Raw genomic sequence first — 21,271 nt, 5'->3', positions numbered from 1 at the left:
TTCCTTTCGGGCAGTTGGGACTCCGCCGCCGGCCCGGCAAGCGGGGCAGGATGGGAGGACCGGCGGCGGAGCGCTGAGGGGAAGGCGGTCCGGGGAGCGGGCGTCAGCCCTTGAGGCCGCCCGCGGTGAGACCGCTCATGATGTTGCGCTGGAAGAGCAGGAAGATCAGCAGCGTCGGGATCGACGCGATGGTGAGCGCGGCGATCAGGACGTTCTCGGGGACGCCGCTGGCGAGTGAGTAGATGCCCACGTTGAGGGTCTGCTTGTTCGGGTCGGGGAGCGTGAGCATCGGCCAGAGGAAGTCCTTCCACACGCCGACGACGGCGAAGATGGAGACGACCCCCAGGATCGGCCGGGAGATGGGCAGGACGATCGAGCGCAGGGTGCGCAGGGGTGAGGCGCCGTCCATGGCCGCGGCGTCGAGGAGCTCGCCCGGGATGGAGTCGAAGAACCGCTTCAGCAGGAAGATGTTGAAGGCGTTGGTGACCGACGGCAGCCAGATGGCCCAGGGCGAGTTGACCAGGTTGCGCTGGACGACGGGCACGTCCAGGACCGTGAGGTACTGCGGGACGACGAGCACGGTGGCCGGGATCATCAGCGTGGCCAGCATCATGCCGAGGATGACCTTGCCGAAGACCGGCCGCAGCTTGGACAGCGAGTAGGCGGCGGCCACGTCGAAGATCAGCTGGAAGGCGAGCGCGCCGAACGCGTAGTAGAGGGTGTTGAACAGCAGCTTGGACAGGTCCATGACCGTCCATGCCTGGCTGTAGTTCTCGGTGTGGAGGGAGCTGGGGAAGGCGGTGGGCGGACTCTGCACCACTTCCTGGGTGGTCTTCAGACCGCCGGTGACCATCCAGTACAGCGGGCCGAGGAAGACCGCCGTGAACAGGACCGTCACCAGGCCGAAGACGATCCAGTAGACGGCCTTGCCGCGCGGCCGGCCGAGCTGGGCCGGTGAGATCAGGGTGCGCTGGCGGCCGCGTTCGGCGGCGCCCTCGGACCCGCGCCGTGCGGACTTGCGTGAGGTGCTCCCGCGCCGGGAGACAAGCGTGTTCGATGCCATGGCCGTTGCTCCCGTCCTAGTCTTCGCTGCTGCGGCTGAGCCGTACGTACACCGCGGAGAACCCCGCGAGGACGACGAGCAGGACGAGGCCGAGTGCCGCCGCGCTGCCGTAGTTGTTGAAGTTGAAGGCGTACTGGTAGATGAGGTAGACGACGGTGGTGGTGGAGCCCTCGGGTCCGGCGCCGTTGGTGAGCAGGAAGGGCTCGGTGAAGACCTGCATCGTCGCGATGATCTGCATGAGCAGGAGCAGCGAGAGGATGAGGCGGGTCTGCGGGATGGTGACGTGCCAGATCTTGCGCAGCAGCCCGGCGCCGTCGAGTTCGGCCGCCTCGTACAGCTCGCCGGGGATGCCCTGGAGCGCGGCGAGGTAGATGAGGGTGGCGCCGCCCATGTTCATCCAGGTCGCCGCGATGACGACGGAGAGCATGGAGGTGCTGGTGTCCTGGAGCCACTGCTGTTCGGGCAGGTGGAAGATGGCCAGGATGCGGTTGAAGAGGCCGTAACCGGGGTCGTAGAAGTACTTGAAGAGCAGGACCGAGGCGACCGGCGGCAGCATCACGGGGAGGTAGACGAGCAGCCGCAGGTATCCCTGGCCGTGCCGGAACTCGTTGAGCACGACGGCGACGGCGAACGGCACGACGAAGCCGAGGAGCAGGGCGAGGACGGTGAACAGCAGGGTGTTGCGCCATGCCTGCCAGAAGGCCGGGTCGTTGAAGACGTACGTGAGGTTGGACCAGCCGGCCCAGGTGGTGGTGCCGTCCTCGTTCTTCTGGAAGGCCAGGACGAATTCCCGGACCATCGGGTACCAGGAGAAGAGCGAGAAGCAGAGCACCGCTCCGATCAGGAAGCCGTGCGCTGAGATGTTGCGGCGCAGGGCGCGGAGGAACTCCTCGCGGGCGGAGTCCCGGCCTGCGGGGCCTGGGTGTCCTGGGCGAGGCCGGGTCGCCTTGCGGGGGGACAGGGTTGGGGCCGACATGGTGTCTCCTCGGTGCCGGTGTACGACGAGCGCGTAGCGGACGGGGTCCGGATGCGGGGCCGGGTCCGCGTGACCCGGCCCCGCGCGTCCGTTACTGGTTCGCCAGAACCTGGTTGACCTGCTGCTCGGCGGTGGAGAGCAGCTTGTCGATGTCGGCGTTCTCGTTGGTCAGCACACCGGACATGGCGTTGTCGAGGATCTTGTAGATCTCCTGGGCCTTCGGCGGCTCCGCCTTGCCGGGGACGGGGTTGTCCATGAACGCCTTGAAGTTCTCGACGGGCATCGTCGCGTTCTGGGCGCGCGCGGCGTCGTCCTTGGTCTTGCTCTCGCCCAGGAAGAAGTTGGGCTGCGGCAGGCCGACCGGGAGCTTGTCGGCCTTGGTGCGGGCCCAGTCGAACTGGCCCTTGCCGGGGGTGAGGTTCTTGAAGTTGAGCCAGGCGATGGCGGCCTTGATCTGGTCGGGCGAGCTGCCCTTCTTGATCAGGTAGTTGTTGCCGCCGAAGAGGGTGCCCTTGCCGCCGGGGATGGGGCCGAGGCCGAAGGTCTCGTACTGGGCGCCGAGCTGCTGGACCATGTACGCGATGTCGTCGGGGGCGGCGAGGAACATGCCCAGCTTGTCGCTGGCGATCTGCTTCTGGAGGTCGCCCCACTTGAGCAGCTGGGTCTTGCCCATGCTGTCGTCCTCCCAGCGCATGTCGTGCAGCTGCTGGAGGACCTGCTTGCCCGTCTCGTTGTTGAAGGCGGCCTTCTTGCCGGAGGCGTCGACCACCTCTCCCCCGAGGCCGAACTGCGTCGCGGCGAAGTGCCATCCGCCGTTGTTGCCGGCGCTGTACTCGCCGTAGCCCGAGATGCCCTTGCCGAGGCCCGCGATCTTCTTGGCGGCGGCGCGCACCTCCTCCCAGGTGGCGGGCGGGGTGTTCGGGTCGAGACCGGCCTGCTTGAACAGCTTCCGGTTGATCATCAGGCCCATGGTGTAGTTGCTGGTCGGCAGGCCGTAGAGCTTGCCGTCCTTGCGGGCCACGTCGACCACCTGCGGCTGGATGTCCTTCAGCGCGGGCACGGTCTTGTCGTTGACGTACGCGGAGATGTCCTCGGCCCCGTCATTGTCCAGGACCTGCTGGAGGTCGCTGAAGTAGGCGTAGAAGACGTCGGGCTGCGACTTGCCCTTCAGCATGGCGGTGAAGCGGGGCGGCTCGTTGCACTGGCCCGGGGTGGACTTCCCGTTGATCGTGACGTTCGGGTACGTCTGGTGGAACGTCTCGATGTCCTCCTTCCACTCCCGCAGCTCCGCGGCCTTGGCGGCCGGCGGCATGCAGTCGATGGAGATCGTCACCTTGGTCTTCGGGTCCAGCGGAGCCGAGGGGTCGGACGAACCCTTGGACGAACTGCTCGAGTCGTCGTCCTTGCTGCTGCTCGTGCCGCAGGACGCGAGCGAGGTCAGGGCAAGTGCGGTGACAAGGGCAGCCGCGGAGGCACGGCTGATACGGCGTGTGCGGCGCAACCCAGCACTTCTCATCGATGGTCCCCTTCGGGCATGAGCGTGGATGGCCCTCGGCCGACTGACTGCCGGGGCGTGGCACACTCAACCAGCGCCGACATGTGAACGCAATATCTCGCGCAGTTTTCGTAAAAGTTTGACAGCCATTGGTACGCCGCATGCGGAACACGGCGTGGGCGCAGCACGGGGCGCCGCCCGGCGGACCGGACGGCGCCCCTGTGTGCGGCGGTTGCTACGGGTTGATGGTGATCTTCATGGTGGACGTCGTGTTCTTCACGTCCTGGGCGTTGTCGCTCAGCCTGAGCCCGTTGAAGGTGACCTCACCGACTGCGGGTCCCTGGCCGGCCTCGGGCATCTCGTTGGCCCAGAGTCCGAAACCGGACTTGGCGTCGAAGGCGTCCCCGCTCTTGCGGGCGCCGGAGATGGAGATGTCGGTCAGGATGGTGTCCTTGATCGGGAACTGCGGCTGGCCTCCCACGTAGTTGGTCTGGAACATGATGCCGCTGTACGTCGGGTCGACGATGTCGACGTGGTTGATCCGGATGCCCTGGAAGACCTTGGAGGCGGAGAACAGCCAGATGCCGGGGAAGGTCTGCGAGCCCCAGAAATGACCGCCGGAGCGGACCACGGAGACGTTCTCGATGGTCGTCGGGCCGCTCCCGAAGCCGTTCATCGGGTAGCCGAAGTCCAGCGAGCTGACGGTGATTCCGGAGTAGACCAGGGTGTCCGCGATGCGGATGTTGCGGAAGGTGTTGTCGTAGCCGCCGTAGACGGCCACACCCGCCGCGCGCCAGGTCAGGAGGGACGTCAGATTCTCGTAGACGTTGTTCTTCATGTCCGCGCCGCCGGAGTCGATCGCCGAGAACAGCGCGAAGCTGTCGTCACCGGTGGCCCGCGACTCGTTGTTGACGACGTGGTTGTCCGTCGAGCCGTTGGTCATGTTGATGCCGTCGGCGAACGTGTCGCGGATACGGGAGTTCTTGATGGTGACGCTGTCGGTGTTGGCGCCCCAGTAGAGGCACACCGTGTGCTCGTTCCAGATGTTGTCGATGACCATGTCCGACACGTTGGAGAAGTCGAACACCTTGCCCGGTCCGTCGATGCGCGAGGTGTAGTTGCCGAAGTACGCGAAGTTCGCGAACGTCGACCCCTTGGCACTGGCCTCGGCCCGGAAGCCGATGTCGGTGTTCTCCTGCGTCGAGGGCGCGTGGAACCTGGTGTACCAGGGGCCGGCCCCGATGACCTTGACGGCCTTGCCGTAGACCTGGAACTTGCTCGCGGTCTCGTAGTCGCCCGCGGGCAGGTAGACACCGACCAGCTTGCCCGTGGTGTCCATCCGCACCTTGTCCAGGGCGTTCTGGACGTCCTGGTGCGTAAAGCCGGCCGGAACGGCGTAGGCGGCCGGATCCGGATTGGCGATCTGGGTGGCCTGCTCCAGGCTGACGAAGTCGATCGCGTAGGTGCTGGTGTTCGCCGCGTCCTTCTGGAGCCGGATCTTGCTGCCCGCCGGGACCGTCTTGCCCAGCATCACGTTGGCCTCGTCGTAGATGTGCCGGGGTGAACCGGAGCCCGGGGAGTTGCCGGGGCCGGTCTCGGCGCCGTACAGCCAGGCGTACTTCGAGGTGAGGTCGATCGTCTTGAGGAAGGCGCCGTCCACGTAGACGCTGAGCGTGGAGTCGATGCCCCCGCCGCCCGCGGAGTCCGGGATGGAGTAGCGGGTCACCAGGGTGTTGGTGCTGGCCCGGGTGGTGAATTCGACGTAGTTGCCGGTGCTGTTCAGCGTGACGGCCTTGCGGCCCGACGCCTCGCCCGCGACGTCGCCGACGGTCCTGTTCGGCCCGACGACCTTCGCGCCTCCGCCGGTGACGCCGTCCTCCGCCTCGTAGGTGTCGTACGGCATGCTGGCGCCGCGCCCGACGAAGAAGGAGCTGCCGGCGGTGTTGTTCTCGCGCTTGACCGGCAGTTCGTTGGCGTCGTCCGCGACCACCGTCTTCACGGTGTACGAGCCGTTGACCGCCGTCCAGGAGCCGAGGCTCACCGGGGCGCTGGTCGCACCCGCGGCGATCGAGCCGTTGTAGCTGCCGGTGAGGGTCTTCACCACGGCGCCCTTGGCGTCGAGCAGGGTCACCGTGACGGCGTGAGCGCCCGAGGCCGAGGCGACCGTGCCCTGGTTCCGGATGGCGACCGAGAAGGTGACGTTGTCGCCCTGGGCCGGGGCGGACGGCGAGGTGGTGACCGCGGTGGGCGCCAGGTCGGAGCTGGCGACCGGCTTGACGACCAGACCGGAGGCGCTGGTGTAGGTGTTGTCGGTCTCGTTCTGCTCGATGATCCGGTTGTCCGGGTCGGCGACGGCGCTCAGCGTGTACGTGCCCGCGTCGCGCGCCCCGATGCCGGCGCTGACCTGCGTGGAGGCCCCGGCGGCGAGCGCGCCCACGTCGGCGGCCGCGACCTTGGTGCCGCCGAGCCGGAATTCGAGCTTGCCGGCCGGGGCGGCGACCGCGCCGGTGTTGCGCACCGTCGCGGTGAGCGTGACCGGGTCCGACTCGACGGGTGCGGCCGGGCTCGCCGTCAACGCGCTGACCTGGAGGTTCGGGTTGGGTGCCGGGGCGCCCAGCACCTGGAACTCCGCGACCTGCCCGGCGGGCGCGCCGGTGTTGGAGGTGAACTTCAGCTGGACGTCGGCGACCCGGGCGTCGACCGGGATCGTCACCGTGTTGCCGCTGTCCGGGCTGAACGCGTAGTCCTTGGCGGCGACCAGGCTCGTGAAGGACGAGGCGCTCTGCTCGCGGCCGAGGACCTGGATGTTCTGGGTCCTGGCCCCCCAGCTGCTGTCCGGGTTGAGCTTCACGACGACGCTCCTGGTGTCGGCGTTGGCGCCCAGCTTCACCGTGAGGGTGTGGGGGTAGCTGCCGCCGGCGCCCTCCCAGTAGGTGGCGAGCTGGTTGTCGTTGGCGTTCTCCGCGACGAAGGTGTGCACCACGGAGGAGGCGGTGATGGGCTTGCCGACGGCGAGGTCGGAGACCGCACCGGTGGAGCCGTTGCGGGTGACGGTGTTGCTGTCGCCGGAGACGTTGCCCGCCGCGTCCTTGGCCCGTACGACGTACGACACGGTGGTGCCGGCGGACTGGGTGTCGGTGTAGGTGGTGACATCGCCGGCCACGGTCTTGCGCAGCACGTTGTTGGCGTAGATGTCGTACCCGGTGACGCCCTTGTTGTCGCTCGATGCCGTCCAGGCCAGCTTGATCTGCCCGGAGGCGGGCTCGGTGAAGCTCAGGTTCGCCGGTGCCGTGGGCGCCTGTGTGTCACCGGTGTCCCCCGTGCGGGTGACGGTGTTGCTGTTGCCCGAGACGTTGCCCGCGGCGTCCTTGGCTCGTACGTAGTACGAGACGGTGGAGCCGGCCGGGCGGGTGTCGGTGTACGTGGTGACGTCACCGCCGACGCTGGTCAGCAGGGTGCTGTCGGCGTAGATGTCGTACCCGGTGACGGCGGTGTCGTCCGTCGAGGGCTTCCAGGTCAGCCGGATCTGCCCGGTGGCCGGTTCGGTGTACGCCAGCTGCGCCGGGGCGGTCGGTGCCTGGGTGTCGCCGGTGCCGGGGCCGTAGATCTCCAGTTCGGAGACCTGGGCGCCGGGCTGGACGCTGTTGGCGGTGACCAGGACGCGGACGTACCGGGTGGTGGCGGCGTCGAAGCTGATCGTCGCCGTCTCGGAGGCGGGGCCGAAGGTGTACGCCTGGGCCTGGGTCAGGTCCGTGAAGTCGGAGCCGTTGGCGCTGCCCTGGATCTTCAGCGTCTGGCTGCGGGTCTCCCAGCCGTCGGGCAGCCGCAGCACCACACGGTCGACGCGCACCGAGGAGCCCAGGTCCGCCTGGAGCCACTGCGGGAACTCGTTGTTGCGGCTCTCCCAGTAGCTGGCCCGGTCGCCGTCGTTGGCGTGGGCCGCGATGTACGTCTGGGTGTTGCTGCTGGCGGTGAGCGGGCGTCCGGAGGCCAGGTTCACCGAGGACTCCGCCGCCGCCCGGACCTCCAGCTCGGCGAGCTGGCCGTTGTCGGAGGCGGTGTTCGCGGTGATGTCGGCCCGGACGAAGCGGGTCCGGGTCGCCGGGAAGCCGATGGTGACCGTATTGGAGCTGCCCGGTGCGAAGGAGTAGGAGGCCGAGGTCTTCAGCGTGGAGAAGCTGGTGCCGTCGGCGCTGCCCTGGAGGGAGAGCGTCTGGCGGCGGGCCGACCAGTCGGCGGGGAGCTTCAGCGTGACCTGGTCGATGCGGGTGACCTCGCCCAGGTCGCTCTGCACCCACTGGGGCAGGGACGTGCCCGACCCCTCCCAGTAGGTGGACTGCCGTCCGTCGGCGATGTTCCCGGCGGACTTCCCGCTGCTCGCGGCGGCGCGGTGGCCGGCGGCGATGTCCGGGCCGCCGGCGGCCGAGGCGCTCAGCGCCGGCCAGGCGACCATCATCAGGCTGGTGGAGACGGTCGCGGAAAGGATCCGCCATCTCCGGCGTCGCGTTCTCATCTGTCCCCGATCTGCTGCCTCGGCGCAGGGCGGCCGAGGCGCGGCTCAGTCTGCGACCCTGCCAGTACATGAATTCCTGCACCGACAGGATGACCTTTTGCGTTTTGCGGTCAGAGAGTTGCAGAGAACTGACGCGGAGTCCACCACTCCGGCAGAACTCGGCACCCCTGCGAACGTGGCCAGCACGGACCAACTGACGCGACAGAAAGGGCATTTGACCACGGGGCCGCCGAAGCATCCGCACGCCGCCACGCACGCAAGAAATTTGCGTGAATGCGCAAGCCTATGAAAGGTGCCAGCTCGGAGGGTGCCCGCCCCGGGGTCCGGCTCACTCGGCCCAGGCACGCTCCAGCAGCGCGGGGAAGGCGGCGGGCTCCCCGCCGATCAGTTCCGCCAGGGTCGGATCGACGGCGGCGAACTCACCCTTCCGCGCCGCCTCGAAGATGCCCAGCATCAGGTCGGCGATCGAGGCCGGGGCACCGTGCGCCAGGGCCTGCTCGCGGAAGGCGTCGCCGGGGACGACGGTGCGGGTGAAGGGCCGCCCGGCGACCTGGGCTGCCAGCACGGCGATGGCGGCGAAGTCGAGCGCCGCCGGGCCGGTGAGCGGCGGGGTGGGCCCTTCGAAGCGGCCCTCCTCGGCCAGGATCACCGCGGTGGCCTCGGCGAGGTCGTCGTGACCGGTCCAGGCGACGGGGCCGTCGGCGGGGAGGGCGATGTCGCCGCTGCGGCGGGCGGACTCCAGGAACAGCAGGGCACTGGCGGCGTAGAAGCCGTTGCGGAGCGCGGTCCAGGGCAGCCCCGTGGCGCGCAGCAGGTCCTCCGTCCGGGCGTGGTCGCGGCACGCCTGGAAGCGGGAGTCGTGGGCGGCACCCGCCTGGCTCGTGTACAGGATGCGGCCGGCCCCGGCCTTCACGGCGGCGTCGATCGCGGCACGGTGACCGTTGACGCACTCCTCGCCCGTGCGGTCGAGGGAGACGAGCAGCACCTGCTCGGCACCCTCGAAGGCGTGCGCGAGCGAGGCGGGGTCGTCGAAGCTGCCCCGCCGGACGCGGACGCCCCGGTCCGCGAGATCCCCGGCCTTGCGGGGGTCGCGGACGCTGACGCCGACGCGGTCGGCGGGGACGCGCTCAAGGAGGCGCTCGACGGTACGGCGGCCGAGCTTTCCGGTGGCTCCGGTGACGATGATCACGGTGTTCTCCCCGCGTTGTTTCCAATGGAATCGATTCCAAGGTAACACCGGAACTAACACCGGTAGCAAGTGTCGGATATCATCGATACATGCCTCACCCCGAATCCCCCGCCGATCCCCGCCGCCGCATCGTCGAGGCGGCCGTAGAGCTGCTGGAGAGCGGCGGCCCCGGCGCGGTGAGCACCCGCGCGGTCGCCGCCGCGGCCGGGATGCAGCCGCCGGCCATCTACCGCCACTTCGGCGACAAGGACGGGCTGCTGGAGGCGGTCGCCGAGTACGGCTATGCCCGGTTCCTGGAGAGCAAGCGCGCACAGGGCGACCCGGCGCCGGAGGACCCGGTGGAAGAGCTGCGCCGCGGCTGGGACATGGTGGTGGAGTTCGGGATCTCCCGGCCCGAGCTGTTCGCCGTGATGGACAGGGCCACCGGCTCGGCGTCGGACGCGGCGCACCACGCCGGCCTGGAAATCCTTCGCGGCCGGGTGCGCCGGCTGGCGGCCGCGGGGTGGCTGCGGGTCGATGAGGAACTGGCCGCCCAGATCATCCAGGCCACCGGCCGGGGCGGGGTCACCACCTGGCACTCGACGCCCCGGGAGCTCCGCGATCCGGCGCTGCTGACCGTGCTGCGCGAGTCCATGGTCGCCGCGGTCACCCGCGCCGAACCGGCGCTCCCCGCCGCGGAGTCCGGCCCCGCCCCGGCCGCCCGCGCGCTGCGCGCCGCCCTCCCCGACGACTCCGGCGTCCTGAGCCAGGCCGAGCAGCGCCTGCTGCACGAGTGGCTGACGCGCCTGGCGGGGGACGGCGGCCCGCCGGGGGCGTGAGTTCAGCTCATCGACCGGGCGGCGCCCACCGGTAGCGGACGTCCGGTTCCTTCTCCTCGTTGCGGCCGCCGTCATCGAAGGCGACCGCGGTGAACCCGTGTCGCTCGTAGAAGGACCGGGCCCCGGTGTTGCGCTGGAAGGTGTACAGGGTGAGGCCGTCGCAAGCGGCCTCCTTGGCCGCCGCCAGCAGGAGCGAGCCGATACCCCGGCGGCGCAGACCGGGGTCGATGTAGAGGTGCTCCAGCTCGGAGCCGTCCAGCGAGACGAAACCGGCGATCCGCACGTCCCCGCCCTCCCGGGTCTCGGCCACGCGGACGTCGGTGCCGGGCAGCACCACATGGGTCATCCAGGCAAGGGTCGCCGCGTCGCTGTGCACCCGCGCCAGATACGGCATGGCGGCGGCGCGGGAGGCGAGGAAAAGCCGGGTGAGGGGCTCGGCGTCGTCCGCCCGGGCCTCCCTGAGCACGGCGGGAGGGCTGTCCGACGGCATGGGTTCTCTCCTGTCCGAGGGGCCCCGCGAGGAGCGCGGGGCGCACGATGATCGAACATACGTCGGGCACGTTCCGGATCTCCATAGGATGGAGAGCGCCCCTGCTCCGCCGGTGCCCGCTCAGGGCACCCGTCCCCGCCGAGGAAACGACGTAACGGTGTATCAGCCCCACGTGTTCACGCTGACCAAGGACGGCTACCGGGGTCCCGCGCCCTCCTGGAGCTCCGGCGCCCCCTCCCTGTGGCTGGTGGAAGCGGAACGCGCGGCCGAGGCCGCCCGGCTGCTCGCACCGAAGATCCTCGACGCCTCGGAGCTCGCCCGGGCAAAGCGGCTGGTCCTCCCCGCGGACCGGGCGTGCTACACCGCCGCCCACCTGGCCCTGCGTCTGCTGCTCGGCGCCCGCCAGGGCGTCGCCCCGGAGGCCGTACGGCTGACACGGGAGCGCTGCCCGTCCTGCGACGGCCCGCACGGCCGGCCCGCGACCGGCGGCGGCACGCACTTCTCGCTCTCCCACACCCGGGGCGTCGCGCTGCTGGCGTTCGCGGGCGTCCCGGTCGGGGTGGACGTGGAGCGCCTCCCCGAGGCGCGGGTGGTGACGGAGGTCGCCGGGCAGCTGCACCCCGCCGAGGCGGCCGAGCTGGCCGCACTGCCGCAGGAGGAGCGGCCCGCCGCCTTCGCCCGGGTGTGGACCCGCAAGGAGGCGTACCTCAAGGGTGAGGGCACCGGCCTGGCGGGCGGCCTGCACCGCGAGCACGTCGGCACCGGCCCACGCCCGCTCGGCCCGCCGGGCTGGGCCGTCACCGATGTCGCCGTCCCCGCCGGGTACGCGGCGGCGGTGGCCGTCGGCACGGCGGGGCGGGCGTCCGCCGGGGGCGCCGACCGGCGAAAATGACCGCACGGGCACATCGCACCGACCGACCGATACGGAGGAGTGGCAGATGCCGCACGCACGAGCCGGACAGCAGGCGCGCCCCGAGGACCTGACCGATGTGGCACGGCTGGTGACGGCCTACTACGCGCTGCACCCCGATCCGGCCGAGCCCGGCCAGCGGGTCGCGTTCGGCACCTCGGGGCACCGCGGTTCGTCGACGGCCACCGCGTTCAACGAGGACCACATCGCGGCGACGAGCCAGGCCATCAGCGAGTACCGGGCCCTCCAGGGCACGGACGGGCCCCTGTTCCTGGGGGCGGACACGCACGCCCTGTCGGAGCCGGCCCGGGTCACCGCCCTGGAGGTGTTCGCCGCCAACGACGTACGCGTCCTCATCGACTCCGAGGACGGGTACACCCCGACGCCCGCGGTCTCGCACGCCATCCTCACGTACAACCGCGGCCGCGCCTCCGGACTCGCGGACGGCGTGGTGGTCACCCCGTCGCACAACCCGCCGGGCGACGGCGGGTTCAAGTACAACCCGCCGAGCGGCGGTCCGGCCGGCTCGGAGGCGACCGGCTGGATCCAGGACCGGGCCAACGAGATCATCACGGGCAGGCTCAAGGACGTCCGCCGGGTGCCGTACACGCGGGCGCTCGCCGCGTCCACCACCGGCAGGTACGACTTCCTCGGCACCTACGTGGCGGACCTGCCCTCCGTCCTGGACCTGGACGCGGTGCGCGGAGCGGGGGTGCGCATCGGCGCCGACCCGCTGGGCGGTGCGTCGGTGGCGTACTGGGGGCGGATCGCCGAGCAGCACCGGCTGGATCTGACCGTGGTCAACCCGCTGACCGATCCCACCTGGCGGTTCATGACGCTGGACTGGGACGGGAAGATCCGGATGGACTGCTCGTCGCCGCACGCGATGGCCTCGCTGATCGCTCAGCGCGACCGCTACCAGATCGCCACCGGAAACGACGCCGACGCCGACCGGCACGGCATCGTCACCCCGGACGCCGGGCTGATGAACCCGAACCACTATCTCGCCGTGGCCATCAACTACCTGTACGCGCACCGGAAGGACTGGCCGTCCGGCGCGGGCGTCGGCAAGACCCTGGTCTCCTCCGGGATGATCGACCGGGTCGCCGCCGACCTCGGCCGGGAGCTGGTCGAGGTGCCGGTCGGCTTCAAGTGGTTCGTGGACGGGCTGGCCGACGGCTCGCTGGGTTTCGGCGGCGAGGAATCGGCCGGGGCGTCGTTCCTGCGCCGGGACGGCTCGGTGTGGACGACCGACAAGGACGGCATCCTGCTCGCGCTCCTGGCCTCCGAGATCCAGGCGGTGACCGGTGAGTCGCCGTCCCAGCACTACGCCGCGCTGACCGCCCGCTTCGGCGAGCCGGCCTACGCACGGATCGACGCTCCCGCCGACCGCGAGCAGAAGGCGGTGCTGGCGCGCCTCTCCCCCGAACAGGTCGGCGCGGACACCCTCGCCGGTGAGCCGGTGACCGCCGTGCTGACCACGGCACCGGGCAACGGGGCCGCGATCGGCGGGATCAAGGTGACCACCGAGAACGCGTGGTTCGCCGCCCGCCCCTCGGGCACCGAGGACGTCTACAAGGTGTACGCGGAGTCCTTCCGGGGCGCCGGACACCTGGCCCAGGTGCAGGAGGAGGCCAAGGCCGTGGTCTCGGCGGCGCTGGACGCCTGACCCCGGCGGGCCCGCCCTCCCGGCACGGTTCCGGGAGGGCGGGCGTCACCTCAGGGGGTCCACACCGCGGGCCTCGGGGCGGCCGCCATGCCGTTGCCGAGGAAGAAGCCGGGGTGCGGGGGCTGGTTGTAGGCGGTGTTCTGCCAGGCCAGCGCGGTGCGATAGGTGGTGTCGTGGAGCAGGGTGGTGACCCTGGTGGTGGTCTCGTACGGCGTGGAGTAGATCCGCAGCGCGGTGTTGTCGGTGGTCGCCCAGACCACCTCCTCGCGCCAGTCGCCGAACAGGTCGCCGGAGATGACCGGGGTGGCCTTGGTGCTGTTGTTGGAGTGGACCGAGGCACCGGTCAGCAGGCGGGTGTCGCCGGAGGTGCCGTACTTGTCGATGTGGGTGCCGTCCAGCAGTTCCCGGGTGGTGTCACCGTCCCACCAGGCCAGGAAGTTGGTGCTGGAGGGCTTGCGGCTCGCGACCACCGTGCCGTGCGGGTCGCGTATCCCGGAGGCCGCGGACGACCAGGACTCGGCGCCGGGGCTGCCCGCCCAGATGTCGTCGCTGACACCGCGTCCGTTGTCCCCGCCGGCCGGCGTCGACCAGATGATCTGGCCGGTTTTCGCGTCGGCCATCCAGGACGAGGGCTTCGAGCCGTCCTCGTCCACCTTGAACTCCTCCAGGCCCGGGCGCGCCGGGTCCAGGTCGCCGACGTGCATGGCGTCGCCGTGGCCGTTCTTCGTGGTCCACAGAGAGCGGCCGTCGTCGTCCACGGCCATGGCGCCGTAGACGATCTCGTCCCTGCCGTCGCCGTCCACGTCGGCCACCGACAGCTGGTGGTTGCCCTGGCCGTCGTAGCCCCGGCCGGAGTTGGTGGAGCTGCTGGTGTCGAAGGTCCAGCGCCGGGTGAAGGCCCCGCCGCGCCAGTCCCAGGCGGCGATCACCGTACGCGTGTAGTAGCCGCGGGCCATGATCAGTGAGGGCCTGCCGCCGTCCAGATAGGCGGTGCCGGCGAGGAAGCGGTCGACGCGGTTGCCGTAGCTGTCGCCCCAGGAGGAGACCGTGCCGCGGGCGGGAACGTAGTCGACGGTGCCCATCGCGGCGCCGGTGAGGCCGTTGAACATGGTGAGGTATTCGGGGCCGGACAGGACGTAGCCGGAGGAGTTGCGGTGGTCGGCCGATGCGCTGCCGATGACGGTGCCCCTGCCGTCGACGCTGCCGTCGGCGGTCTTCATCGCCACCTCGGCCCGCCCGTCGCCGTCGTAGTCGTACACCTGGAACTGCGTGTAGTGCGCGCCGGAGCGGATGTTGCGGCCCAGGTCGATCCGCCACAGCCGGGTGCCGTCGAGCTTGACGCCGTCCACGATGGTGTTGCCGGTGTAGCCGGACTGGGAGTTGTCCTTGGCGTTGGTGGGCTGCCACTTCAGTACGAAGTCGAGTGCGCCGTCGCCGTCGAGGTCGCCGACGGAGGCGTCGTTGGCCTCGTAGCTGTAGGAGACGCCGTCGGGGGTGGTGCCGCCCGGGGGCGGGCTGATGGGCACGTCCTTGTAGCCGGCGCGGAACTGGACCGCGTGCACGGAGTCGCTCTGTTCGACGCCGCCGACCACCGCGCGCACGGTGTAGTCGGCCGAGTTGGGGGCGCCGCTGTGGAAGTAGTTGGTCGAGCCGGTGATGGGCGAGGCGTTGACCTTCGTACCGGCGCGGTAGACGTTGAAGGCGACGGAGTCCGGGTCGGTGGCGAGCCAGCGCCAGCTGATGAGGTTGCCGGAATCGGTGTGCACGCTGACGACGCCCCGGTCCAGGGCCTCCACCTGGCGTGCGGTCGCGGCGTGCGAGGTCTGGCCGGTGACGACCAGTCCGGCGGCGGCGAGGATTCCGGCGGTGACGGCGCCGAGCAGGGTACGGGTCCGGGTGGTGCGGCGTCTGCGGGAAGTGCGGGGATGCGCGAGGGCCACGGTACGTGCCTTCCGGAGTGGGGGTGGGTGGGGTACCACCCCTCAGTGGCCGCCGGGCACGGAAAGGTTGCCGCCCCGTGAAATCCCGTACACCCTCACCCGTTCGGCTCCGTGCGGTGGCGGGCGCGGCCCGGGGGCGCGCACGCTGTCCCGAGAGCTGCCGATCGCCAGGGGCGGCGGAGCCTGTTGGGGGTGCGACGTGTCGGATACCGGAATCACCGCCCCCGGTGCGGACTCGGGCGACGACATGGCGGGGGCACTGCTCGAGACTCTCTTCAACCAGTCCGCGGTCGGCCTGCACGTCCTCGACCTGAATCTGCGGGTGGTACGGGTCAACGCCCTCACCGAGGCGGTCGACCCGGCGGAGCTCGTCGGGCTCCACTTCACCGATGCCTACCGGCTCGACGACCCGGACGAGGCGGAGCACCTGCTGCGCCAGGTCCTGAAAACGGGCGCGCCGGTGGTCAACTTCGCGATGCGCGGGCGTGTCGCCCGGGCCCCCGGCCCCGACCGCAGCCTGAACGTCACCCTGCACCGCCTGGACGCCGAGGACGGCCGTCCGATCGGTCTGCTGGCGGCCGTGGTCGACGTCAATGAGCGGGAGAAGGCGCACGTCCGGGCCGATGTGCTGGCTGCGGTACGGCGGGGGGCGGGTCATTCCCTGGATGTGGCGGCGACCTGCGAGGGACTGGTGTCGGCGCTGGTGCCCGCGTTCGCCGACCTGGCCGTGGTCGAAGTGGTGGACGAGGTGCTGCGCGGCGCCGATCCGCCGCTGAGCCCGCTGGACCGGGACGTCCCGCTGCGGCGCGCGGCGGTGCGGGGCACGGGGGTGGCGGCGGACAACCTGGTCGGTGAACTGCGCCGGATGCCGGCGGCGACCCCATTCGCCCTCGCCGTCACGGATCTGCGGCCCCGGCTGGTCGAGCTGGGCCCGGACACGCCGTGGCTGGACGCCGACCCGGCGACGCGCCGGATGATCGAGGAGACCGGGCCGCACTCCATGATCGTGGCGCCGCTGAAGCTGCACGGATCCGTGCTCGGCCTGGTGAGCCTGTACCGGCACCGGGGCGATCCGTACAACGAGCGCGACCTCACCCTCGCACTGACCGCCGCCGCGCACACGGCGCTGAGCATCGAGAACGCGCTGCGCTACGCCCGCGAGCATGTGATCGCCTCGACCGTCCAGCGCCGGCTCCTCCCCCAGCACGAGGGCGCCCGGGTCGCGATCGAGACGGCGCACGTCCTGCTGCCGGGGCGCAACAGCGGCTGCTGGTTCGACACCGTCGCGCTCTCCGGGGCCCGGACGGCGCTCATCATCGGCAATGTCGCCGGACACGGGCTGCAGACGGCCATCACCATGGGGCAGTTGCGCACCGTCATCCACGCGCTGGCGGGGCTCGACCTGGAACCCGACGAGGTGCTGGCCCGGCTCAACGACACGGCCGACCGGCTGGTGGATGAGCGCCGGTCGCTGCCGCCGGGGGACTCGCTGCACCGCCAACCGCTCACGGCCACCTGCCTGTACGCGGTCTACGACCCGTTCACGCGGGTGTGCACGGTGGCGCGCGCCGGGCATCCCGCGCCGGTGGCCGTCGGGCCGGACGGGCGCCCGCTCGTGCTGGACGTGCCGGAGGGGCCGGCGCTCTTCTCGGAGGACAGCGCGCCCTTCGCGACGGGTTCGGTGCGGCTGGACGAGGGCAGCGTGCTGGCGTTCCTGACCGGTTCGCTGCTGCCCGAGGAGCGGTCGGTGGAGCGGGTGCGCCAGGCCCTGGCCTTCCCGGAGCGCCGGCTGCGGGACCTGTGCGACGCGATCGTGTACAACCTGCCGGCCGAGGCCGATCCGGACGGGGCCGCGCTGCTGCTCGCCCGGACGGGCGTCGTGCCGCCGGACCGGGTGGCGACCTGGGAGCTGGCCCACGACCGGACCACCCCGGCGGTCGCCCGCACCCTGGTCCGGGACCGGCTGGAGGGCTGGGACCTGGCCGAGGACACCATCGAGGCGACCGAGCTGATCGTGAGCGAGCTGATCACGAACGCGGTCCGTTACGGGACGCCGCCCCTGCAACTGCGGCTGCTGCTGGACCGCGCGCTGACCTGCGAGGTGCACGACACCAGCCCGGTGGCCCCGCATCTGCGGCACGCCAGGACAGTCGACGAGGGCGGGCGCGGGCTGTTCATCGTGTCGCAGCTCGCCAACCACTGGGGCACCCGCTACAGCATGAACGGCAAGGCGCTGTGGACGGAGCAGGAGATCCCGGAAGGGGACTCCTGACGACCGGTGTGCCCATCGGCGGGCCTACGGGGGCGGCACGCCCCGGCCCGGTGGGCCGGGGCGTGCCGCGAACAAGAAGCCACGGGCGGCGGCCCGGGTTCAGCGGGCCGCCGCCGGTGGGTCAGCGGCGGTGACCGTGGTGGTGGTGACGTCCCCAGGACTCGGAGTCGACCTTGTGGCCGCGCGCGTCGCGCAGGGTGGCCGTGTCGCTGTTGTCCCAGACGTAGTCGCGCCGGTCCTGGTAGACGTCGTGGCGGGTGTCGCGGCCGACGCCGGTGTGGACGCGCACCGAGGAGCGGCCGGGCAGGCGCAGGTCGAACCTGTACGTGCGGTGGCTCTCGTCGCTGAGCGTCCAGCCGCGCAGGTTCACCGCGTGCCGCCCGGTGTTGGTGACGGTGACCCACTCACCGTTCAGGCTCCGGTTCGAGCCGTTGTCGCGACCGGGGCTGTCGTACTGGATCTCGCCCAGGACGACGGTCGGGCGCGGGGCGTGGTGGCCCCGGCCGTGGTCGCGGCCGTGGTCGTGGCCGTCGGCGACCGCGGGAAGGGCGGCGGCGGCGACCAGTGCGCCGGAAGCGAGGACGGCGGCGGTGATCCGCCGTGCGGAACGGGACATGAAGACCCCTCAGGTGCAGGCCCGGACCGGTCGGGTCCGGACGGTTGTCCGTTCCCGGCGTCGTGCCGGGAGCCACACATTGGACCCGCCGGCGGCCGTGCGGGGACCCCATCGGGGCGTGTTACGAAGTGCGGACATTTCCGTCACACGCGGCTGTAGTCGGCATGTATGGAAAGCTACGGGTACCTGTCAATTCCTGTCCGCTGCACCCAGCCGTGCGGTGCGGGGTTGACGGGGTCGACCGTGCGGGCGACCCCGCCGGATGTCCGGCCGGCGCTCCTGCGCGCGAGGCCTGGGGGTTCGTAACAAACAGACCGCGCGCGCTGCTGAACGCACGTTCCGTTACCACCGGAACGGGCACACGGGCGTTCGTGCGAACAGTGGGCGAGCCCGACGCGGGGGCCGGCGGGGACGTGAAGGCACCCGCACTTCTTGACCGGTGCATGACGGTGCCGTACGGTCACGGCTGTTCGCATACAAGAACTCGGTTCATCATGCGGGACGGGCACGGCATCGTTCCGCAGGGTCGAGGGATCGCCTTACCACCGCACCGAACCACTCATTGGTGCCCGCGGAGGACGCCGCGGGCGGTGAAAGGAACACCCAGTGCGTACCAGAAATCAGCATGCCAGACGGCGGGGTGGCCGGACAGCCGCCTCGTTCGTCGCCCTCTCCTCACTGATCCTCGCCGGCGTCACGGCGCTGGTCGCGACCGGTTCCGCGACGGCCGCGCCCGCGACCGGCGCGTACAGCCTGTCGAACGCGGCGAGCGGGCTGTGTCTGGAGGTTCCCGGCGCGGGAACCTCCGACGGCGTCCAGCTCGCCCAGCGCGGCTGCACCGGTGCGGCCAACCAGACGTGGCAACTCAAGTCCTCCGGCAGCGGCTACACGCTGACCGCCGCGCACAGCGGCAAGTGCGCCGGGGTGCGGGACGCCTCCACCAGCGCGGGCAAGGCCGTCGAGCAGCAGAGCTGCACCGGCGGCGCCGGCCAGGTGTGGACGCTCTCACCGGTGAGCGGCGACACCTATCGCGTCGTCAACGCCAACGGCGGCAAGTGCCTCAACGTGAAGGACGGCTCCACCGCGGCCGGTGCCCCGGTCCAGCAGAACTCGTGCGACTCGGTGACCAGCAAGCGGTGGACCTTCACCGCGGCGGGTTCGACGCCGACCGACCCGACCGACCCCACGGACCCGCCGACCGATCCGCCCACCGACCCCGGCAGCCGCCCCGCCTGGCCGTCGGCCAACGGCAGCCAGGCCCTGACCTCGACGATGAAGGTGTCGGGCAGCTACGACGGCGGCATGAAGCGCTTCTACGGGAGCGGTGACCTCGGCAGCGACGGGCAGGACGAGGACCAGCCCGCGTTGATCGAGCTGGCCGACGGAGCCACCCTGCAGAACGTCATCCTGGGCTCCCCGGCGGCCGACGGGGTGCACTGCGCGGGCGCCTGCACGCTGAAGAACGTCTGGTGGGAGGACGTGGGCGAGGACGCCGCGACCTTCCGCGGCGGTTCCTCCTCACTGGTCCGCACGGTCGACGGCGGCGGCGCGCGCGGCGCGGACGACAAGGTCTTCCAGCACAACGGCGGCGGCACGCTGGTCATCAAGAACTTCCAGGTCGAGGACTTCGGGAAGCTCTACCGCTCCTGCGGCAACTGCTCGACCCAGTACGGGCGGCACGTCCAGGTGCAGAACGTATGGGTGACCGCACCGGGCGACACCCTGGTCGGCATCAACACCAACTACGGTGACACCGCGCGTTTCTCGGGCGTCACGATCTACGGCGACTCCGGCCACGACATCGACATCTGCACGAAGTACAAGGGCGTGACGAGCGGCGAGCCGTCCAAGACGGGCACCGGCGCGGACGGCACGAACTGCATCTACAGCGCTTCGGACATCACGTACGTGGACTGACCGCGACCGGCCCGCGGCCCGTCCCCTCCCCGGGGGCGGGCCGCGGTGCGCGTCAGGCCGTGGCGTCCGACCAGGCGTAGGGCGGGGGCACCGGGCCGTCCGTCCGGCCGGCGCCGGCCTCGCCGATGGCACGGTCGGCCACGCTCATCAGCTGCCCGGCGACATCGTGCATCGCGCGGCTCGCCGCGACCTCGTCGCCGATCGTGGGCACATCGGGGTCCTGGGGGCTCAGCCGGGCGATCCCCTGGCCGGAGAGTCTCGCGGTGCCCGTGTCCAGCACCGCTTCCGCCTTGGTCGTCCCGTCCTCCTCGGAGAGCTCGACGCGCACCGTCCATTCCAGCGTGCGGTTCATCGCATACCTCCCGGCCCGCACCGGCCGGCGGGCGCGGGCCGCCGCACGGGTCCACTTCCAGCATCCACCCGACCGGCCGGCGCCGCCCGCCCGGACTGCGCCCGGTCCCGCGCCGAAATAGGATGCAGACACCCGGCCCGCCATCCCCCCTTCCCGCGGAGCGGCCCATGAACCGGCGTCGTCCTCCCCGGTCGGCCAGCTCCGACGAACTGCTCACCACCCTCCACGACCTCACCTCCCGGGCCCGCCGCGAGGTGGAGCTGCACCAGGCCCGGGTGGAGCTCGCCGAGGCGCTCCAGCGGGAGATGCTGCCCTCCGCCCTGCCGTCGCTGCCGGGCCTTCGGACCGCCGCCCGGTACACCCCGGCGCGCAGTGGCCTGGACATCGGCGGCGACTGGTACGACGGGTTCGTGCTCCCCGACGGGGCGCTGGCGTTCGCCGTCGGGGACGCGCAGGGGCACGACGTGGAGGCCGCCGCCTTCATGGGCCAGATCCGCATCGCGATGCGCGCGTTCGCGCTCACGGCGGAGGACCCGGGCGAGGTCGTGAGCCGTACCAACGACCTGTTGCTCGCCGCCGACGCCGGACTGCTCGCCACCTGCACCTTCGCTCGTCTCGACCCGGACACCCGGGAACTGCGCAGCGCCCGGGCCGGGCATGTGGCCGCGGTCTGGGCCACAGCGGACGGCCGGGCGGGCGCCACGGACGACGAGGGCGGGCTGCCGCTCGGTGTGCAGTCGGGCGAGGAGTACCCGGTCACCACGCGCTCGCTCAGCGGCGAGGGGGCCTTCGTCCTGCTGACCGACGGGGTGATCGAAGGCCCCTCGTACTCCCTGGACGCAGGGCTGGACGAGGTGGTGCGGCTCGTACGTTCCCGGGTGACCGAGGCCGCGGACGCGCTGGCGGACGCGATCATGGGGGCCGCCGATCACACCGGGCACCAGGACGACGCGGCGGTGCTCGTCCTGCGCCACGGGTGCCTCAGGGACGGCGGAGGGTGAGGCCGAGGCCGGCCGGCCGTGCGTGTCACGCCTCCGTCCGCCTCGGGCCC

The 21,271-nt window shown here is 71.1% G+C and carries 15 protein-coding genes; 6 read left to right on the top strand and 9 right to left on the bottom strand.

The features are described 5' to 3' along the window. Positions 1-103 precede the first annotated feature (103 nt). The 5 genes from ACLQ2N_RS11625 to ACLQ2N_RS11605 all read right to left on the bottom strand — a co-directional run bounded on the left by ACLQ2N_RS11625 (position 104) and on the right by ACLQ2N_RS11605 (position 9,236). Positions 104-1,063 carry a carbohydrate ABC transporter permease gene (locus tag ACLQ2N_RS11625; protein WP_425811780.1) on the bottom strand — a complete coding sequence of 320 codons (960 nt, stop codon included), beginning with the start codon at positions 1,061-1,063 and terminating at the stop codon, positions 104-106. Between the two features lie 16 nt (positions 1,064-1,079). Further along, the gene (locus ACLQ2N_RS11620; protein ID WP_425811778.1) at positions 1,080-2,039 is read right to left on the bottom strand and encodes a carbohydrate ABC transporter permease; all 960 of its coding nucleotides are present in this window, start codon (positions 2,037-2,039) and stop codon (positions 1,080-1,082) included. Between the two features lie 91 nt (positions 2,040-2,130). Then, positions 2,131-3,555, bottom strand: a complete 1,425-nt coding sequence (locus ACLQ2N_RS11615) for an extracellular solute-binding protein (protein ID WP_425811776.1) — start codon at positions 3,553-3,555, stop codon at positions 2,131-2,133. Between the two features lie 214 nt (positions 3,556-3,769). Further along, positions 3,770-8,047 carry a discoidin domain-containing protein gene (locus ACLQ2N_RS11610; protein WP_425811774.1) on the bottom strand — a complete coding sequence of 1,426 codons (4,278 nt, stop codon included), beginning with the start codon at positions 8,045-8,047 and terminating at the stop codon, positions 3,770-3,772. Between the two features lie 328 nt (positions 8,048-8,375). After that, on the bottom strand, positions 8,376-9,236 hold the full coding sequence (locus ACLQ2N_RS11605) for an SDR family oxidoreductase (protein ID WP_425811772.1): 861 nt from the start codon (positions 9,234-9,236) through the stop codon (positions 8,376-8,378). An 89-nt stretch (positions 9,237-9,325) separates the two neighbouring features. Here ACLQ2N_RS11605 and ACLQ2N_RS11600 point away from each other — a divergent pair, with 89 nt between their 5' ends. After that, positions 9,326-10,054: a TetR/AcrR family transcriptional regulator gene (locus ACLQ2N_RS11600; RefSeq protein ID WP_425811770.1), complete on the top strand. Its 729-nt coding sequence runs from the start codon at positions 9,326-9,328 to the stop codon at positions 10,052-10,054. A 7-nt stretch (positions 10,055-10,061) separates the two neighbouring features. On the opposite strand, the gene ACLQ2N_RS11595 is transcribed toward ACLQ2N_RS11600, so the two are convergent. Further along, entirely contained in the window at positions 10,062-10,544 is a 483-nt protein-coding gene (locus ACLQ2N_RS11595) for a GNAT family N-acetyltransferase (RefSeq protein WP_425811768.1), read from the bottom strand. 157 nt (positions 10,545-10,701) lie between these two features. Between ACLQ2N_RS11595 and ACLQ2N_RS11590 the strand changes: the two genes are divergently transcribed. After that, the gene (locus tag ACLQ2N_RS11590; RefSeq protein ID WP_425811766.1) at positions 10,702-11,436 is read left to right on the top strand and encodes a 4'-phosphopantetheinyl transferase family protein; all 735 of its coding nucleotides are present in this window, start codon (positions 10,702-10,704) and stop codon (positions 11,434-11,436) included. A 46-nt stretch (positions 11,437-11,482) separates the two neighbouring features. Then, positions 11,483-13,123: a phosphoglucomutase (alpha-D-glucose-1,6-bisphosphate-dependent) gene (pgm, locus tag ACLQ2N_RS11585; protein WP_425811764.1), complete on the top strand. Its 1,641-nt coding sequence runs from the start codon at positions 11,483-11,485 to the stop codon at positions 13,121-13,123. A 50-nt stretch (positions 13,124-13,173) separates the two neighbouring features. Here the strand turns inward: pgm and ACLQ2N_RS11580 are convergent, their stop codons facing one another. Beyond that, positions 13,174-15,063, bottom strand: a complete 1,890-nt coding sequence (locus tag ACLQ2N_RS11580) for a rhamnogalacturonan lyase (protein ID WP_425811762.1) — start codon at positions 15,061-15,063, stop codon at positions 13,174-13,176. A 199-nt stretch (positions 15,064-15,262) separates the two neighbouring features. On the opposite strand from ACLQ2N_RS11580, the gene ACLQ2N_RS11575 reads away from it, so the two are divergent. Continuing rightward, positions 15,263-17,335 carry a SpoIIE family protein phosphatase gene (locus tag ACLQ2N_RS11575; protein ID WP_425811760.1) on the top strand — a complete coding sequence of 691 codons (2,073 nt, stop codon included), beginning with the start codon at positions 15,263-15,265 and terminating at the stop codon, positions 17,333-17,335. 121 nt (positions 17,336-17,456) lie between these two features. Here ACLQ2N_RS11575 and ACLQ2N_RS11570 read toward each other — a convergent pair whose 3' ends face one another. Continuing rightward, positions 17,457-17,951, bottom strand: coding sequence for a lamin tail domain-containing protein (locus ACLQ2N_RS11570; RefSeq protein ID WP_425811758.1), 495 nt, complete (start codon positions 17,949-17,951; stop codon positions 17,457-17,459). A 606-nt stretch (positions 17,952-18,557) separates the two neighbouring features. On the opposite strand from ACLQ2N_RS11570, the gene ACLQ2N_RS11565 reads away from it, so the two are divergent. Next, positions 18,558-19,868 (top strand): pectate lyase, encoded by a 1,311-nt coding sequence (locus ACLQ2N_RS11565; protein ID WP_425811756.1) that lies wholly within the window; start codon positions 18,558-18,560, stop codon positions 19,866-19,868. Positions 19,869-19,920: 52 nt separating this feature from the next. Here the strand turns inward: ACLQ2N_RS11565 and ACLQ2N_RS11560 are convergent, their stop codons facing one another. Next, positions 19,921-20,220, bottom strand: a complete 300-nt coding sequence (locus ACLQ2N_RS11560; protein WP_425811754.1) for a DUF1876 domain-containing protein — start codon at positions 20,218-20,220, stop codon at positions 19,921-19,923. A 167-nt stretch (positions 20,221-20,387) separates the two neighbouring features. On the opposite strand from ACLQ2N_RS11560, the gene ACLQ2N_RS11555 reads away from it, so the two are divergent. After that, positions 20,388-21,221 (top strand): PP2C family protein-serine/threonine phosphatase, encoded by an 834-nt coding sequence (locus ACLQ2N_RS11555; RefSeq protein ID WP_425811752.1) that lies wholly within the window; start codon positions 20,388-20,390, stop codon positions 21,219-21,221. Positions 21,222-21,271 lie beyond the last annotated feature (50 nt).

Source organism: Streptomyces sp. DT224 (genome assembly GCF_049844595.1).
Classification (GTDB): Bacteria; Actinomycetota; Actinomycetes; order Streptomycetales; family Streptomycetaceae; genus Streptomyces.
The sequence above is the reverse complement of the archived record's forward strand: the minus strand, read 5'-3'. Positions and strand labels throughout refer to the sequence as shown.

Coding starts and splice junctions, on each gene's coding strand:
- ACLQ2N_RS11625 (WP_425811780.1), bottom strand. CDS start 1,063: ATGGCATCGAACACGCTTGTCTCCCGGCGCGGGAGCACCTCACGCAAG.
- ACLQ2N_RS11620 (WP_425811778.1), bottom strand. CDS start 2,039: ATGTCGGCCCCAACCCTGTCCCCCCGCAAGGCGACCCGGCCTCGCCCA.
- ACLQ2N_RS11615 (WP_425811776.1), bottom strand. CDS start 3,555: ATGAGAAGTGCTGGGTTGCGCCGCACACGCCGTATCAGCCGTGCCTCC.
- ACLQ2N_RS11610 (WP_425811774.1), bottom strand. CDS start 8,047: ATGAGAACGCGACGCCGGAGATGGCGGATCCTTTCCGCGACCGTCTCC.
- ACLQ2N_RS11600 (WP_425811770.1), top strand. CDS start 9,326: ATGCCTCACCCCGAATCCCCCGCCGATCCCCGCCGCCGCATCGTCGAG.
- ACLQ2N_RS11595 (WP_425811768.1), bottom strand. CDS start 10,544: ATGCCGTCGGACAGCCCTCCCGCCGTGCTCAGGGAGGCCCGGGCGGAC.
- pgm (WP_425811764.1), top strand. CDS start 11,483: ATGCCGCACGCACGAGCCGGACAGCAGGCGCGCCCCGAGGACCTGACC.
- ACLQ2N_RS11570 (WP_425811758.1), bottom strand. CDS start 17,951: ATGTCCCGTTCCGCACGGCGGATCACCGCCGCCGTCCTCGCTTCCGGC.
- ACLQ2N_RS11560 (WP_425811754.1), bottom strand. CDS start 20,220: ATGAACCGCACGCTGGAATGGACGGTGCGCGTCGAGCTCTCCGAGGAG.
- ACLQ2N_RS11555 (WP_425811752.1), top strand. CDS start 20,388: ATGAACCGGCGTCGTCCTCCCCGGTCGGCCAGCTCCGACGAACTGCTC.